The following is a 14,116-nucleotide window of genomic DNA, read 5'->3' on the forward strand; positions in this document are numbered from 1 at the left end:
CCACGGTTTCCGCTTTCCTCGTATCGCGGCCGTGAGAACGTGTCGAAGGTGGGTGACCTGTGGCATCCGCCCAAGGAGAAGCACCAGATGCATATTCTCGACTCAGTTAACGCAGCCTCGCTGCGTAACGACATTCCGGACTTCCGGACCGGTGACACCCTCAAGGTGCACGTGAACATCGTTGAAGGCAAGAACACTCGTGTTCAGGTCTTCCAGGGCTACGTCTTGGGCCGCCAGGGCCACGGTGTGGGCGAGACGTTCACCGTGCGCAAGGTGACCTTCGGCGTCGGCGTGGAGCGTACCTTCCCGGTGCACTCGCCGATCGTCGAAAAGATCGAGGTCGTCTCCCGCGGTGACGTGCGTCGCGCGAAGCTGTACTACATGCGCGATCGTCACGGCAAGGCTGCACGCATCAAGGAAAAGCGCGAGTTCGGCTCCAAGTAGAGCCGTGCGTCGGGACGAATTCGTCCCGTCCATGATCGTGAAGACATCATCCGTCCCGCACGCTTCGCCGAGCGGGCGGAGCAGGCGCCGGTCCCGTTTGCGGGGCTGGCGCCTTGTCGTGGGCGCACTGATGGTCGCCGCCATCGCGGCGATCATCGTGCGGGGCACGCTGGTGGACTTCTACTACATCGGCTCCGACTCCATGGAGAGCACCCTGGAACCCGGCGAGGGGTTGCTGGTGAACCGGACAGCCTACCACCAGGATCCGCCACAACGCGGCGACGTCCTGGTCTTCGATGGCCGCGGATCCCTGCTGCCCTACCAACGGGCCAGCCCGCTGGATGATGTGCTGCGGGCACTGCGCGTCTCGGGGGACGACACGGCCTTCGTCAAACGTGTCATCGCCGTCGGCGGAGACACCCTAAGCTGTTGTGACAAGGACGGACGGCTATTGCTCAACGGGGAACCGCTCCACGAGCCCTACCTTTTCGCCGGGGACGCAGCCAGCGAACAGGAGTTCACCGCAGTGGTCCCCGAAGGCAGGATCTGGGTCATGGGCGACCACCGTTCGGTTTCGGCCGATTCCCGCTCCCTGCTGGGGGCACCCGGGGGAGGAATGATCCCCGAGGAACGAGTCATCGGACGGGTGGAACGGGTGATTTGGCCCATGGGCGCGGCGCGGCATATCGAGGGAAAGGCACCACGTGAATGAGCAGCAGGCGGTAGGACCGGCCGAGGACGACGGCGGTGCGCCCGTCAAGGGTCCCCGGAACCCCGTCTGGGGCTGGGTCCGCGAATTCCTCATCGTGGTCGGTATCGCACTGGTGCTCTCCTTCGTCATCAAAACCTTTTTCTTCCGCGCCTTCTACATTCCCTCGGGCTCCATGGAGCAGACCCTGGAGATCAACGACAGGATCTTCGTGAACCTGCTGATCCCCGGCCCCTTCGACCTGCACCGCGGCGACGTCGTCGTCTTCAACGACGATCTGGGCTGGCTGGGCGAAACCCCGCCGACCCCCACCAACCCGGTGACCGAGGCGATGACCTTCGTCGGCCTGCTCCCCAACACCGCAGACCAGCATCTGGTCAAACGCCTCATCGGCATGCCGGGAGACACCGTGGAATGCTGCTCCGAGGACGGGCGCCTGATCGTCAACGGGGTGCCCATCACTGAGCCCTACATTTACCCCGGAGCAGCCCCCTCGGAGGAGTCCTTCAAGGTCACCGTGCCCGCAGGCAAGGCCTGGGTCATGGGGGACCACCGCAACGCCTCCGCCGATTCACGCTTCCACCCGGATATTCAGGACGGATTCATCGACACGGACTCCATCGAAGGCAAGGCGGTCCTGCGTGCCTGGCCCCTGGACCGCTTCGGAACCATCGACGGACACCACGAAGTCTTCGCCGACGTCCCCGACGAATCAGGCCGCTAACCCATGGCGAACCGGACCCCCGCCCCGACCCTGGACACCGAACTCGCCCTGGCTACAGCCCTGGGCGGCGGAGGAAACCAGCTCATCGGCGGTTGCGACGAGGTCGGCCGCGGAGCCCTGGCAGGTCCCGTCAGCGTGGGCATGGTCGTCATCGACCCGGCGACCGCCGAACTGCTCGAGGACGTCAGGGACTCCAAACTTCTCAAGGTCGCCACTCGCGAAGCCCTCGTCCCGGTGATTCGGGAATGGGCCGCCGGTTGGGGTGTGGGCCATGCGGCAGCGACCGAAATCGACGAGCTGGGTATCGTCGGCGCCTTGCGCCTCGCCGGAAACCGGGCCTGGGCGAACCTCGCCGAATCGGCGCGGCCCCACGCCGTATTGCTCGATGGCAGCCACGACTGGTTGACGGCCCCCGGACAACCGGCACTGCTGGGCCAGGGCACCGGTGCCACAGCGCCGTCGTACCCCTTCGACGCTTCCGAAGCCCGGGTGAGCACCCAGATCAAGGGAGACCTGCTCTGCCTGTCGGTGGCCGCAGCCTCGGTCCTGGCCAAAGTGGAACGCGACACCCTCATGGCCACCTATGATGAACTGGAGCCCCACTATGGGTGGGCGATCAATAAGGGCTACGGAACGGCAGCCCACCGCCAGGCCATCGTCGAACACGGTGCCACCGACTACCACCGCCGCAGCTGGCGGCTCACGGCGCCGGCGGCAACCCGTTAGACCCAGGGAGGAACCATGAGCGCCGACGATCTCGAGAACTATGAGACGGATATGGAGCTGCAGCTCTACCGCGAATACCGCGATGTGGTGAACCTGTTCACCTATGTCGTGGAAACCGAACGACGGTTCTACCTCGCCAACGAGGTCGACCTCCAGATCCGCTCGGCCGACGGCGAAGTCTATTTCGACGTCACCCTCAAGGACGCCTGGGTCTGGGACGTCTACCGTTCGGCCCGATTCGTGAAAAACGTCAGGGTCATTACCTTCAAGGACGTCAACGTCGAAGAACTCGCGGAAACCGGGGAACTGACCACCAAGGATGCCGGCCTGGGCAGCTAGGCCGCCGCCATGAAAGACCAACCCACCCCCGAACCCTCCGATCTGGGGCACCCCGCACCCCGACTGCTCAGCTGGGACGACGACGGAACCCCCCGCAGCGCCCGCTGGTACGGCACCGGCCCCGTCCCCACCCGGATACAGGTTGTCGACGATACGTTGAAGGCCGAGGACGCCTATCGGCTGGCCACCCGGGGCACCACGATGCTTTGGAGCGGCGACTACCATAACGCCCGCCAACTGCTCAGCGCGCTGGGCCGCCGGATCCCCGGCGCCCGCCCCGCAAAACGGTCCGCGGGCCAGAAGGCAGAACCCGGGCCCGACGTCGGATCCGACTTCTACCGGCACCGCCAGGCCCGCTCCCGCCGCTCGCGCCTGCTGGTCTCCATCCTGGTCCCGCTGGCCCCCGGCCCCGCGGTGGACCTGCGCCGGGCCCCGGACATCGCCCAGGCCTGGACGCACGCCCACGGCCGGCTCCCCGAGGCCGCCGTCGTCCCGCTGCAGGATCTGTTGGGGGTGCTGGGCGCCGACCAGTGGAGGATCCGCGGAGTCTCCGTGCCCGCACTCCAGGACACCATCCACCCGCACTACGGCACCTTCGCCCCGGTGCGCGGGGAATACCTGGACCTGGTCGCGGAGCAACCGTTGCCCGAGACCACCACGGCCTTCGACATCGGCACCGGGACCGGGGTGATCGCCGCGATCCTCGCCCGACGCGGCATCAACCACGTCATCGCCACCGACCTTTCCGACCGGGCCATCGCCTGCGCCGGGGAGAACCTGGCCCGGCTCGGGGCGGGCGACATCGTCGAGCTGGAACAGACCGATATGTTCCCGGCCGGCCGACGGGCAGGACTGGTGGTGTGTAATCCGCCCTGGCTGCCCGGCAGTGCCAACACCCTGCTGGATCAGGCGGTCTACGATCCCAAGTCCCGGATGCTCCGTGCTTTCCTAACCGGGCTGCTTGCCCATCTGGAGCCCGGGGGAGAAGGCTGGTTGGTGATCTCGGATCTGGCCGAGCAGTTGGGGCTGCGCAGCCGCGACGAGCTGCTGGGCTGGATCGCCGACGCCGGACTGCGGGTGGCCGGGCGCCGCGACGTGAAACCCACCCATCGCCGCGCCGTGGACCCCGACGACCCCTTCCATTCCGCCCGCTCCGCCGAAATCACGTCCCTCTGGCGGCTCACCCCCGCTTAGCACCGAGTGCTTGGGTGCCCCGCATCCGCTGTGATGTCTGCACTGCGGTTGCCAAGGATTTGAGGCATCTCCTGAGCCTTCTTTGCTCCGGCCGGGGTCTGCTATCCGGTGAACTCGTGATCAGGGAAGAGCTGTTCGCGTCCCCTGATGGAGGAAAACAAATCGGGCTCCATCGGAAGGTCATCGGGACCGTGCACCAGGACGGATACGACTCCCGTCGCCTCCATGACCACGGCTCCGACCTGGTCGTACCGGGTGACGCCTGCCTCGCGAAGCTTCCCCCGCAGATCATTCTGTGTAACTTGGGCCATCGCGAGATGTTCGGGTATGAAGCGGCCGCCCTTCATCAACAGCAAGGGGCCACTGTCCACGACCCGATCCGCCCCGCGGATGCGTCGCACCTGAGCGAGCAGCCACTGGATGGCGAATAAGACGGCGAGCCCTACGGCACCAGACAACAGCGACGTACTGGTCGTCACCGCGGTCGTTGCCATGATCGAGCCGAAGGCCACTGTGGCAGCCATATCGAAGTTGGTCATTTCGGAGAAGGATCTCAGGCCCGCCAAGCGGGAAAATACGATCAAAGCAACGTAAATGCCGATTGTGGCAATGGCAACCAGGAGGAGCGTCTGCCACGACGCACCCAGAGCGTTCATGAACATTGAAGACACCTTTCAAGGGAAAGCTTAGGTAAAAAATATGGTCGGCTGCACGATGCCGCCCAATAAGTTGTGGGGGAATCATCAGGAGGGGTGGGCAGGAATTGACGATCGCGGGTAGTGGACACCATCCCACCCGTGGCAAAGAAACGCCGCGGGGAGACTCGCCGATCAAGCCCAGGGGCACCTATATGATCCTACCGTCCAGCTGATCTACGAGCCTGGACTCGCAGTCTTTAATAACGGCAGAGAGGATTCGGACGCCCTCCGGGTGGCCGATCGTGCCCGCGGGTGACGTGCGTCCGCCAATCACCGGCCAGGGGAACCCCTCCACAGCCCGAAGGAGTGCTCACGGGTCCACAGTCGGATACCGGTCCGAGCTACGCACTGTCGTAGCCGCGGAGAGTGGAGGCGGAGGTGGCAGATGGGACATAACCAGGAATTGGGTCGACGCGGGGAACTGCTGGCCGCGCAGTACCTGACCGGGCGGGGGATCAGCGTGCTGGCCCGCAACTGGCGGTGCCCCCTCGGGGAAATCGACCTCGTGGCGGACGACGCCGGCACGCTGGTGGCCGTGGAGGTCAAGACCCGTTCGGGGCTGGGCTTCGGGCATCCCGCCGAGGCGGTGGATGCGGTGAAGCTGCGCCGGCTGCACCGTCTGGCCAGCGCCTGGTGCCGGACGGCGGGCCAACCGGGTCGACGCCGCCGCGTCGATGTCATCGCGATCGTCGCCGCCCCGGGCCAGGAACCCCGGATCGCCTACTTCAAGGAAGTCACCCCGTGAGCCTGGGACGGGCCAGCGGGGTGTCACTGGTCGGGCTGAACGGGCACATCATCGATGTCGAAGCCGATATCGGGGGAGGGCTGCCGGGCTTCATCCTGCTGGGACTGCCGGACGCCTCCTTGATCGAAGCCCGCGACCGGATCCGCTCCGCCGCCCGCAACTCGGGCGTTCCCCTGTGTCCGCGGCGCATCACCGTGAACCTGGTCCCTGCCTCGCTGCCCAAACGGGGGTCCTCCTTCGACCTGGCAATCGTCGTCGCGGCACTTGCTGCCGCCGGGGAGATCGAGAATCCACCCGAGGTCGTCCATCTGGCGGAACTTGGCCTGGATGGCACCCTGCGTCCGGTCGCCGGGGTCCTCCCGGCGGTGATGGCGGCCGTGCGGGCCGGGCGACCCCGGGTGGTCGTCGCCGAAGCCAATGCCGCCGAGGCCCGGTTGGTCCCCGGTGCCCGGATCAGCGCCTACCGCCATCTGGGTGAAGTCCTCTCCGACTACGGCTGCCTCGATACCGTGGTTCCCCCCAGGAATGAGGCCCAGGTCGTCACACCGGCCGCCGCCACGGACTACGTCAGCGAACCCGCGCAGCGAGCCGACCTCAGCGACGTGATTGGGCAGCCGCTGGCCCGTTTCGCTCTGGAGGTCGCCGCGGCCGGCGGACACCATCTGTTGCTCGTGGGCCCGCCCGGCGCAGGCAAGACGATGCTGGCCGAACGGCTGCCCGGTCTGCTGCCCGACCTGGATCCGGTCGAAGGGATGGAGGCCACTGCCATCCACTCACTGCATCGCGGCACCGCAGGGCTGGACCACCTGCTGCGCAGGCCGCCCTTTGAGAGTCCACACCACACCGCGAGCCAGGTAGCCCTCATTGGGGGTGGGGTGGGACTCCCGCGGCCCGGGGCCGCGTCCCGGGCCCACCGTGGGGTCCTGTTCCTGGACGAGGCACCGGAATTCAGCGCCAAGTCGCTCGACGGGCTACGCCAACCGCTCGAATCGGGATATATCACGTTGCACCGTGCCGCCGGCATGGCCACCTACCCCGCCCGTTTCCAACTGGTGCTGGCGGCCAACCCGTGCCCCTGCGGGCAGAACACGGGCAAGGCGCTGGACTGTCGGTGCACGCCCACCCAGCGCCGCCGCTACTTCGACCGGCTCTCCGGCCCGCTGCTGGATCGGATCGACCTGCAGATCGAGGTCCCTCGCGTGAACACGGTCCAGCTGGGCACCGGTCGCGGTGAGGAAACCTCCGCCGTGGTCGCGGGGCGGGTCTCCGCGGCCCGTCAGGTCCAACGCAGCAGGCTCCGGGCCCTGGGGTTCGGTCGCAACGCGGATCTTCCCGGAACGGTACTGCGGCACGAGCTGGCCCTGCCCCGGCATGTCACCGCCACGGCCGACCGACAGGTCGAACGCGGCCTGCTCACGGCCCGGGGGTATCACCGGGTCCTGCGGTTGGGCTGGACCATCAGCGATCTGGGCGGGCAGGAATGCCCGCGGCAAGGGGACATCGAAGTCGCCTTGCAACTACGCCACCACGCACGAGGAGGAAGACCATGAGCATCGACGCGGAAATACTCGTCGCCCGCGCCGGATTGGCGCGTCTGATGGAACCCAACGACCTGACCGGAACCGCCCTGGTGGCGGTGAGTGGTCCGGTCGAGGCGTACCGGCTGATCACCACCACCGCCGGCAAGGCTCCGGCCGCCGAACAACAAGCCGTGGCTGAACTCCTCGGTGGGGACGCCGGAACGCGGGGCGCCCACCGGCTCGACGCGGGACTGGAGCGGTGGAGGCCACGGGTGGACGCCCAGGGCCCGCCCCGGGATCTCGAGACCATCCGTCGATTCGGTGGGGGTCTGCTCGTCCCCGAGGATCCTGCGTGGCCGGGACAACTGGATGACCTGGGTCTGGGGGCGCCCCTATGCCTGTGGTGGCGGGGCTCGGTCCCTCCCCAGGAGTTGCCGGCCACGGACGCGCTCATGGCCGTGGTGGGAAGCCGGGATGCCACGGAGTACGGCAGACAGGTGGGCAGCCAGATCGTCTCCGAGCTCTGCACCAGGGGAGTCACCATCGTCTCCGGCGGCGCCTACGGCATCGACGCACGCGCCCACGAAGCCGCACTCCAGGTCGAACATCACGGGCAGGCGCCGCCGACGTTGGCCATCATGGCCGGGGGACTGGACCGCTTCTATCCCGCCGGCAACGACGAACTACTGCGCCGCGTCGAAGCCAACGGGCTGTTGTTCGCCGAGGTCCCCCCGGGGACGGCGCCGACCCGTTGGCGCTTCCTGCAACGCAACAGGTTGCTCGCTGCGCTCTGTGGGGCGACCCTCGTGGTCGAAGCACGGTGGCGCTCGGGCGCCTTGACCACGGCCCGGCGTGCCAGTGAGCTCGGCCGGGACGTCGGCGCGGTCCCCGGTTCGGTGTTCTCCGCCAATTCGGCAGGCTGCCACCGGCTCCTGCGGGAGGGCTCTGCCATCCCCGTCACCGACGCCGCCGAAGCCATCGAACTGGTCGGCCTGCCGACGGGGGCCCCGACGACCAGCGGACCCTGGCACGGGAACGGATCCACGGCGGCGGATACCAGGCCCCATGACGGCTTGGATATCCAAGACCTGCTGCTCATGGATGCCCTGCCCATCCGCCAGCCGGCGACCCCGGATAAGTTGTCCACGGTCTCCGGCCTGGGCATCGGTGCCGTCCTGGGCGGACTCAGCCGACTGCAGGCCCGCGGGCTCGCCGAATCCAGTGCCGATGGCTGGCGACGCCGCCGTGGAGGCTGAACCAATCCTCTCCAAATCGCGCCCTGTCCTCTCCGGACCGCGGCGTGGCAGTACCGGTTACGGGACAAACCAATCCACACTGAGAGTATGAGTAGCAGGCCCGATTCCGCGGACCCCGCAGCGGCACAGCCGCCTGCCGGGGCCGGGGACGCGAGCCGTCTTCCTGCCGGGTACGAAGCGGCACTGGATCGCTTCGAGCGGTATCTGGCATGGGAACGATCCCGGAGCGAGCACACCCGCAGGGCCTACCTGGGGGATGTCACCTCACTGCTCGAATTCGCTGCCAGCGAGCACAGCATCAAGGCCTTGGCGGAAATCGATCTGGCCGTTCTGCGCCTCTGGCTGGGACAGCACCAGGCCAGTGGCAAGGCCCCGGCCACCCTGGCCCGACACGCGGCATCGGTGCGGACGTTCATGGGGTGGGCCCTGCGGGAGGAACTGATCGCCACGGACCCCTCGCTCCGGCTGAAGTCTCCCAAGAACGCCAAACGGCTCCCGCACGTCCTCCAAGGCACCCAGATGCACCGGCTGCTCGACGACGAACCGGCGGCGGACCCCGAAGCGACGCCGGCGCCCGTGACCACGCCACGCCAGCAGGCGGTGGCCGACCGTAACCGGGCCATACTCGAATTGCTGTATGCCACGGGGATCCGTGTGGGGGAACTGACCGGACTGGATGTCGATGACATCGATCACGACCGGCGAACCCTGAGGGTACTAGGCAAAGGCGATAAGGAACGCACGGTTCCCTTCGGACAGCCGGCCCACCAGGCCCTGAGCGACTGGATCAGCCGCGGTCGGACACGGTTGGCGATCGATAAATCCGGCCCCGCCTTGTTCCTGGGGGAACGAGGGGCACGCATGGGAGCCCGCCAAGTCAGGTCCATGGTCCAACGGGCCCTGGAAGGACTCGGCGACACCGCTGCCCGGGGGCCCCACGCCCTACGCCACACCGCAGCAACCCACCTGCTCGATGGCGGTGCCGACCTGCGTACCGTCCAGGAACTGCTCGGACATAGTTCCCTGGCCACCACCCAGCTCTACACCCACGTCTCGGTGGATCGGCTGCGCAACAGCTACCAGCAGGCCCACCCACGGGCCTGAGGCGTCCGAACGGGACCAAAACGTGCCCTTGGGCAGGTCACGGTGGAGATTCGGCGAATAATCGGGCACAATGAAATCAGGCAGCATGTGCTGGCCTCCAAGAGTGACTGTGGTCGTTGGGGAAGACGTACCAACAGGAACTGGAGGATGGCATGTCTGTACCCATGACCCGGGGCGTACTCTTCGTACACTCAGCCCCGACAGCGTTGTGCCCGCATATCGAGTGGGCCATCGGGTCCGTCGTCGATGAGCGCACGGACCTCAGCTGGGTGCCGCAATCCGCCGCGCCCGGAATGTACCGCACGGAGATCCACTGGTCAGGTGCCCAAGGCACCGGCGCGCAATTGGCCTCCGCCCTGCGTGGCTGGGCCCACCTGCGGTACGAGGTCACCGAGGAACCCAGCCGGGGCGTCGACGGAAGCCGTTGGTCCCACACTCCAGAACTGGGCATCTTCCATGCCGCCACCGATTCCGCCGGCAACATCATGGTCGGCGAGGACCGGATCCGCTTCGCCTATGAGCAAGGTGCCGGGGACCCTGCCGCGGTGTACCAGGAACTCTCGTTGGCACTGGGCGAGGCGTGGGACGAGGAACTCGACCCCTTCCGCCACGCCACCGAAGGTGCCCCGGTCCGCTGGCTGCACCAGGTCGGTTGAGCCCCTGCCCTGTGCTCGGGTCCACCGTTCTTTCGATCATCCTGCCGACCAGTTCCCGGCAGCAATGATTCAGGAGAGTATGTCCATAGTCGATCTAGCAGTCAGTCGACTTCTCTAATAGTTAATTGTTGATATTAAAAACCAAGGCCCGCACCAACTGGTGCGGGCCTTGGTGTGGTGGGTGACGTCGTTAGACGCTGCGGATCGCCACCACGGCGTTGTGGCCGCCGAAACCGAAGGAGTTGTTCAGCGCCACGATCTGCCCGGAGGGCAGCTCGCGCGGACTGCCGGTGACGACATCGAGCGGGATCTCGGGATCCTGGTTTTCCAGGTTGATGGTCACCGGCGCCTTGCGCTCCTGCACGGCAAGGACGCTCAGCACGGATTCAACGGCACCGGAGGCACCGAGCAGGTGACCCATCTGCGACTTCGTCGCCGAAACACAGACCTCGTCGAGGCGGTTGCCCAAGGCGGCCCGCAGGGCCGTGTACTCGGGCTTGTCGCCCACCGGGGTGGAGGTGGCGTGCGCGTTGACGTGCACCACGTCCTCGGGCTGGATGAGGCCATCGAACATGGCGGCCTTCAGCGCCCGGGTGGCCCCGAGGCCTTCGGGGTCGGGTGCGGTGATGTGGTAGGCATCGGCAGTGACCGAGGTGCCGGCCAGCTCCGCATAGATGTGGGCGCCACGAGCCAATGCGTGCTCCTCTGCCTCGAGGACCAGCGCGCCGGCGCCCTCACCCATGACGAAGCCGTCGCGGTCGATGTCATAGGGGCGTGAGGCATGCTCGGGATCGTCGTTGCGCTTGGACAGCGCCTGCATGGCGGAGAAGGAGGCCATCGGCATCGGGTGGATGGCCGCTTCGGCGCCACCACACATCACGACATCCGCCTTGCCCGAACGGATCAGTTCCAGCCCCATATGCATGGCTTCGGTACCCGAGGCGCAGGCCGAGACCGGGGTGTGGGCGCCGGCGCGTGCCCCGAGATCGAGGCTGACGGCGGCGGCCGGCCCGTTGGGCATCAGCATGGGAACGGTCATGGGCAGCACCCGACGCGGCCCCTTTTCCTTCAGCGTGTCCCAGGCGTCAAGCAGGGTCCATACCCCACCGATCCCGGTGGCGAAGGTGACGGCGAGGCGGTCGTGGTCGACGTCCTCGATCCCCGAGTCCTTCCAGGCTTCCCGCGCGGCGACGACGCCGAACTGGGTGGAGGGATCCATGCGTTTGAGCTCGACCCGGGACAGCACATCCGCAGCCGGAGTAGAGGCCTTCGCGGCGAAGTGGACCGGCAGGGAATACTTCTCGACCCAATCGGCGGTCAAAGTGTGGGCGCCGGATACACCCTTGAGGGCGTTGGCCCAGAGGGTGGGGACGTCCCCACCGATCGGCGTCGTTGCGCCGAGGCCGGTGATTACTACTTTGCGAGCCATCAACATACTCTCTGTGCTGGATTGCTGGTGGCGTGGAGCAGGTTGCCCCACGCCCGAGTGGTGGGTGGGGTGGTCCGCCGACCTCGGTGGACCACCCCGAAGACCATGGCTTCCCGGCGAGAAGCGCCTTCAGCGGCGCCCGCGGGAAGAACCGGAATCGATCAGGCCTGGGCGTTCGCGATGAAGTTCACGGCGTCGCCGACGGTCTTGAGGTTCTTGACTTCCTCGTCCGGGATCTTCACATCGAACTTCTCTTCGGCATTGACGACGATGGTCATCATGGAGATGGAGTCGATGTCGAGGTCGTCCGTGAACGACTTGTCCATCTGGACTGCGTCGGTGGCCAAACCGGTCTCTTCGTTGACGATCTCGGCGAGGCCGGCCAGGATTTCTTCGTTGCTAGCCATGAGGCTCCCTTTCTTTTGTGCCGGGACTCTCCCGACGATTTTTCCCGTCCGGCGGACGGTGAACTTAGTGATGTCCGGTCAATAGCCTAGGGCAGGACGATGACCTGGGCACCGAAGACGAGGCCCGCGCCGAACCCGATTTGCAGGGCCAGGGTTCCCGAGAGCTCGGGGCGTTCCTGCAGCATGCGGTGCATGGCCAACGGAATCGAGGCGGCGGAGGTGTTTCCGGTATCGGCGATATCCCGGGCGACGGCGACGGTGTCGGGCAGTTTGAGCTGCTTGACCATCTCGTCGATGATGCGCATGTTCGCCTGGTGGGGGAGGAAGACCGAGAGGTCTTCGGCGCTGATCCCGGCGGCATCCATGGCGCGTTTGGCTTCCTTGGCCATGCCCCAGACGGCCCAGCGGAAGACGGTCTGGCCGTCCTGGCGCAGCGTGGGCCACAGCTTGGCTTCGGTGCTGGCGACCAGGGCGTCACCCTGGGGGTCCTCTTCGGCCTGGACGGCGACATCGCGCAGGTCCAGCATGGAGTGGGTCATGCCGATGGCATCCCATTTTCCGCCGTCCGAACCCCAGACCGACGGGCCGATGCCCGGTGTCTCGGAAGGGCCGACGACCACGGCGCCGGCGCCGTCGCCCAGCAGGAAGGAAATGGTGCGCTCGTGGTTGTCGATGATGTCCGAGAGCTTCTCTGCCCCGACGACCAGGACGTACTCGGCGGCACCGGATTTCACCAGTGCATCGGCCTGGGCCACGCCGTAGCAGTAGCCGGCGCAGGCGGCGGAGATGTCGAAGGCCGGGGCCGGGGTGGCGTCGAGGCGGTGGGCCAAGGCGGAGGCCGCCGAAGGCGTGGCATAGGGGGAGGTCACCGTGGAGATGATGACCCCGCCGAGCTGGGAGCCCTCGATGCCGGCATTCTCCAGCGCCTGGCGTGAAGCGGTCTCGGCCAGATCGACCAGGGAGGTGTCGGCGTCGGCCCGGCGACGGGTGATGATGCCGGTACGCTTCTGGATCCACTCATCGGAGGAATCGATCCACTGGCAGACGTCCTCATTGGTGACGACGACGTCGCCACGGGCGGCGCCCACCCCCATGATGCGGGTGTACTCCCGCGGCGTGTTCTGGGAAAGTACTGCGCTCACGTTAGTTCCTGTCCTCTGCGGTGGCCGTCCGGCCATGTTCGTTGATGAATTCGCGGGCTGCCTCGAGGTCCTCGGGGGACTTCAGGGCCATCGTGGGCAGTCCCTTCAGACCGCGACGGGCCAGACCGACCAGGGTCCCTGCCGGGGGCAGTTCCAGCAGGCCGGTGACCCCCTGGGCGGCCATGGTCTCCATGCACAGGTCCCAACGGACCGGACGGGACACCTGGGCGACCAGGCTGGAGAGGTTGGCTTCGCCGTCGGCGACCACCGCACCGTCGTAGTTGCTCAGCAGGGACACCGACGGGGCTGCGGGGTGCAGGGAAGGGACCAGATCCTGGAGGATGCCCGCTGCGGGGGCCATGTGTTTGGTGTGGAAGGCGCCGGCGACCTTCAGCGGCATCACGCGGGCCTTGGTAGGCGGTGAGGCGACCAGGGCGTCGATCTGCTCCCAGGTCCCTGCCGCGACGGTCTGTCCGCCGCCGTTGGCGTTGGCTGCCGTCAGCCCGAAGGCGGCCAACGTGGCGGCCACCTCCTCGGGGTCGCCGCCGAGGACCGCGGCCATCCCGGTGGGGGTCACGGCGGCGGCGTCGGCCATGGCGTTGGCCCGTTCACGGACGAAGGTCATGGCGTCGGCCTCGGGCAGGGCCCCGGCCAGTGCGGTGGCGGTGATCTCACCGACGGAGTGTCCGGCCAGGATGGTGGAGGCGGGCAACTGGCCGAGGCCCGAATCACCCAGCAGGGCGCGGGCGGCGATCAGGCCGGCGGCGACGATGAGCGGCTGGGCCACTGCCGTGTCCTTGATGGTTGCCTCGTCGGAGACGGTTCCGTGGGCCACGAGGTCGCGGCCGGTCAGCTCGGAGAGCCGGGCGAGATGGTCGGCGACGCCGGGCACCTCGAGCCAGGGTTCGAGGAATCCGGGGGTCTGGGAGCCCTGTCCTGGGCACACGATAGCTAGCACTGTTCCAGCTTTCCAAAGATCGGGGACATGACGGGTGTCTTGCGGCACGAAGCTGCGCAAAGGGC

The 14,116-nt window shown here is 67.1% G+C and carries 16 protein-coding genes; 11 read left to right on the forward strand and 5 right to left on the reverse strand.

Features of this window, described 5'->3' with window-relative positions:
• Nucleotides 1-87: 87 nt before the first annotated feature.
• The 6 genes from rplS (at nucleotide 88) to ACT3S2_RS08385 (ending at nucleotide 4,136) form a co-directional block, all read left to right on the forward strand.
• Nucleotides 88-444 (forward strand): 50S ribosomal protein L19, encoded by a 357-nt coding sequence (gene rplS / locus ACT3S2_RS08360; RefSeq protein ID WP_086996363.1) that lies wholly within the window; start codon nucleotides 88-90, stop codon nucleotides 442-444.
• A 118-nt stretch (nucleotides 445-562) separates the two neighbouring features.
• Complete coding sequence (lepB, locus tag ACT3S2_RS08365) at nucleotides 563-1,156, forward strand: signal peptidase I (RefSeq protein ID WP_444561520.1); 594 nt, start codon at nucleotides 563-565, stop codon at nucleotides 1,154-1,156.
• Complete coding sequence (gene lepB, locus ACT3S2_RS08370) at nucleotides 1,149-1,877, forward strand: signal peptidase I (RefSeq protein WP_443427872.1); 729 nt, start codon at nucleotides 1,149-1,151, stop codon at nucleotides 1,875-1,877. The genes lepB (ACT3S2_RS08365) and lepB (ACT3S2_RS08370) overlap by 8 nt, the downstream gene beginning before the upstream one ends.
• A gap of 3 nt (nucleotides 1,878-1,880) precedes the next feature.
• Entirely contained in the window at nucleotides 1,881-2,603 is a 723-nt protein-coding gene (locus ACT3S2_RS08375; RefSeq protein ID WP_443348389.1) for a ribonuclease HII, read from the forward strand.
• A 15-nt stretch (nucleotides 2,604-2,618) separates the two neighbouring features.
• The gene (locus tag ACT3S2_RS08380; RefSeq protein WP_086996372.1) at nucleotides 2,619-2,942 is read left to right on the forward strand and encodes a DUF2469 domain-containing protein; all 324 of its coding nucleotides are present in this window, start codon (nucleotides 2,619-2,621) and stop codon (nucleotides 2,940-2,942) included.
• 9 nt (nucleotides 2,943-2,951) lie between these two features.
• Complete coding sequence (locus tag ACT3S2_RS08385; RefSeq protein ID WP_444561521.1) at nucleotides 2,952-4,136, forward strand: methyltransferase; 1,185 nt, start codon at nucleotides 2,952-2,954, stop codon at nucleotides 4,134-4,136.
• A 101-nt stretch (nucleotides 4,137-4,237) separates the two neighbouring features.
• Here ACT3S2_RS08385 and ACT3S2_RS08390 read toward each other — a convergent pair whose 3' ends face one another.
• Nucleotides 4,238-4,660, reverse strand: a complete 423-nt coding sequence (locus ACT3S2_RS08390) for a DUF421 domain-containing protein (protein WP_444561522.1) — start codon at nucleotides 4,658-4,660, stop codon at nucleotides 4,238-4,240.
• Nucleotides 4,661-5,219: 559 nt separating this feature from the next.
• Here ACT3S2_RS08390 and ACT3S2_RS08395 point away from each other — a divergent pair.
• From ACT3S2_RS08395 to ACT3S2_RS08415, 5 genes are all read left to right on the forward strand, one after another.
• Nucleotides 5,220-5,579: a YraN family protein gene (locus ACT3S2_RS08395; RefSeq protein ID WP_444553746.1), complete on the forward strand. Its 360-nt coding sequence runs from the start codon at nucleotides 5,220-5,222 to the stop codon at nucleotides 5,577-5,579.
• A complete protein-coding gene (locus ACT3S2_RS08400; RefSeq protein ID WP_444561523.1) occupies nucleotides 5,576-7,129 on the forward strand; it encodes a YifB family Mg chelatase-like AAA ATPase in 1,554 nt (517 codons plus the stop codon). Before ACT3S2_RS08395 ends, ACT3S2_RS08400 begins: the two co-directional genes overlap by 4 nt.
• Nucleotides 7,126-8,355, forward strand: a complete 1,230-nt coding sequence (gene dprA, locus ACT3S2_RS08405; RefSeq protein WP_444561524.1) for a DNA-processing protein DprA — start codon at nucleotides 7,126-7,128, stop codon at nucleotides 8,353-8,355. Before ACT3S2_RS08400 ends, dprA begins: the two co-directional genes overlap by 4 nt.
• An 87-nt stretch (nucleotides 8,356-8,442) precedes the next feature.
• Nucleotides 8,443-9,459, forward strand: coding sequence for a tyrosine recombinase XerC (locus ACT3S2_RS08410; protein WP_444561525.1), 1,017 nt, complete (start codon nucleotides 8,443-8,445; stop codon nucleotides 9,457-9,459).
• Between the two features lie 152 nt (nucleotides 9,460-9,611).
• Nucleotides 9,612-10,115 carry a DUF3145 domain-containing protein gene (locus tag ACT3S2_RS08415; protein ID WP_444553742.1) on the forward strand — a complete coding sequence of 168 codons (504 nt, stop codon included), beginning with the start codon at nucleotides 9,612-9,614 and terminating at the stop codon, nucleotides 10,113-10,115.
• Between the two features lie 190 nt (nucleotides 10,116-10,305).
• Here ACT3S2_RS08415 and fabF read toward each other — a convergent pair whose 3' ends face one another.
• The 4 genes from fabF to ACT3S2_RS08435 all read right to left on the reverse strand — a co-directional run bounded on the left by fabF (nucleotide 10,306) and on the right by ACT3S2_RS08435 (nucleotide 14,051).
• The gene (gene fabF, locus ACT3S2_RS08420) at nucleotides 10,306-11,544 is read right to left on the reverse strand and encodes a beta-ketoacyl-ACP synthase II (protein ID WP_444561526.1); all 1,239 of its coding nucleotides are present in this window, start codon (nucleotides 11,542-11,544) and stop codon (nucleotides 10,306-10,308) included.
• A gap of 161 nt (nucleotides 11,545-11,705) precedes the next feature.
• The gene (locus ACT3S2_RS08425; protein WP_444553740.1) at nucleotides 11,706-11,951 is read right to left on the reverse strand and encodes an acyl carrier protein; all 246 of its coding nucleotides are present in this window, start codon (nucleotides 11,949-11,951) and stop codon (nucleotides 11,706-11,708) included.
• Nucleotides 11,952-12,037: 86 nt separating this feature from the next.
• Nucleotides 12,038-13,045 carry a beta-ketoacyl-ACP synthase III gene (locus tag ACT3S2_RS08430; RefSeq protein ID WP_444553770.1) on the reverse strand — a complete coding sequence of 336 codons (1,008 nt, stop codon included), beginning with the start codon at nucleotides 13,043-13,045 and terminating at the stop codon, nucleotides 12,038-12,040.
• 49 nt (nucleotides 13,046-13,094) lie between these two features.
• Nucleotides 13,095-14,051, reverse strand: a complete 957-nt coding sequence (locus tag ACT3S2_RS08435; RefSeq protein WP_444553739.1) for an ACP S-malonyltransferase — start codon at nucleotides 14,049-14,051, stop codon at nucleotides 13,095-13,097.
• Nucleotides 14,052-14,116: the final 65 nt, after the last annotated feature.

Origin of the sequence: Arthrobacter sp. AOP36-A1-22 (assembly GCF_052377615.1) — a bacterium.
In the GTDB taxonomy this organism is placed as follows: Bacteria; Actinomycetota; Actinomycetes; order Actinomycetales; family Micrococcaceae; genus Arthrobacter_H.

Bases quoted from the DNA above. Each gene is read 5' to 3' on its own strand.
- ACT3S2_RS08410 (WP_444561525.1), top strand. From the start codon at position 8,443: ATGAGTAGCAGGCCCGATTCCGCGGACCCCGCAGCGGCACAGCCGCCT.
- rplS (WP_086996363.1), top strand. From the start codon at position 88: ATGCATATTCTCGACTCAGTTAACGCAGCCTCGCTGCGTAACGACATT.
- ACT3S2_RS08395 (WP_444553746.1), top strand. From the start codon at position 5,220: ATGGGACATAACCAGGAATTGGGTCGACGCGGGGAACTGCTGGCCGCG.
- ACT3S2_RS08415 (WP_444553742.1), top strand. From the start codon at position 9,612: ATGTCTGTACCCATGACCCGGGGCGTACTCTTCGTACACTCAGCCCCG.
- ACT3S2_RS08430 (WP_444553770.1), bottom strand. From the start codon at position 13,045: ATGGGGGTGGGCGCCGCCCGTGGCGACGTCGTCGTCACCAATGAGGAC.
- dprA (WP_444561524.1), top strand. From the start codon at position 7,126: ATGAGCATCGACGCGGAAATACTCGTCGCCCGCGCCGGATTGGCGCGT.
- ACT3S2_RS08425 (WP_444553740.1), bottom strand. From the start codon at position 11,951: ATGGCTAGCAACGAAGAAATCCTGGCCGGCCTCGCCGAGATCGTCAAC.
- ACT3S2_RS08385 (WP_444561521.1), top strand. From the start codon at position 2,952: ATGAAAGACCAACCCACCCCCGAACCCTCCGATCTGGGGCACCCCGCA.
- ACT3S2_RS08380 (WP_086996372.1), top strand. From the start codon at position 2,619: ATGAGCGCCGACGATCTCGAGAACTATGAGACGGATATGGAGCTGCAG.
- fabF (WP_444561526.1), bottom strand. From the start codon at position 11,544: ATGGCTCGCAAAGTAGTAATCACCGGCCTCGGCGCAACGACGCCGATC.
- ACT3S2_RS08375 (WP_443348389.1), top strand. From the start codon at position 1,881: ATGGCGAACCGGACCCCCGCCCCGACCCTGGACACCGAACTCGCCCTG.
- ACT3S2_RS08390 (WP_444561522.1), bottom strand. From the start codon at position 4,660: ATGGCTGCCACAGTGGCCTTCGGCTCGATCATGGCAACGACCGCGGTG.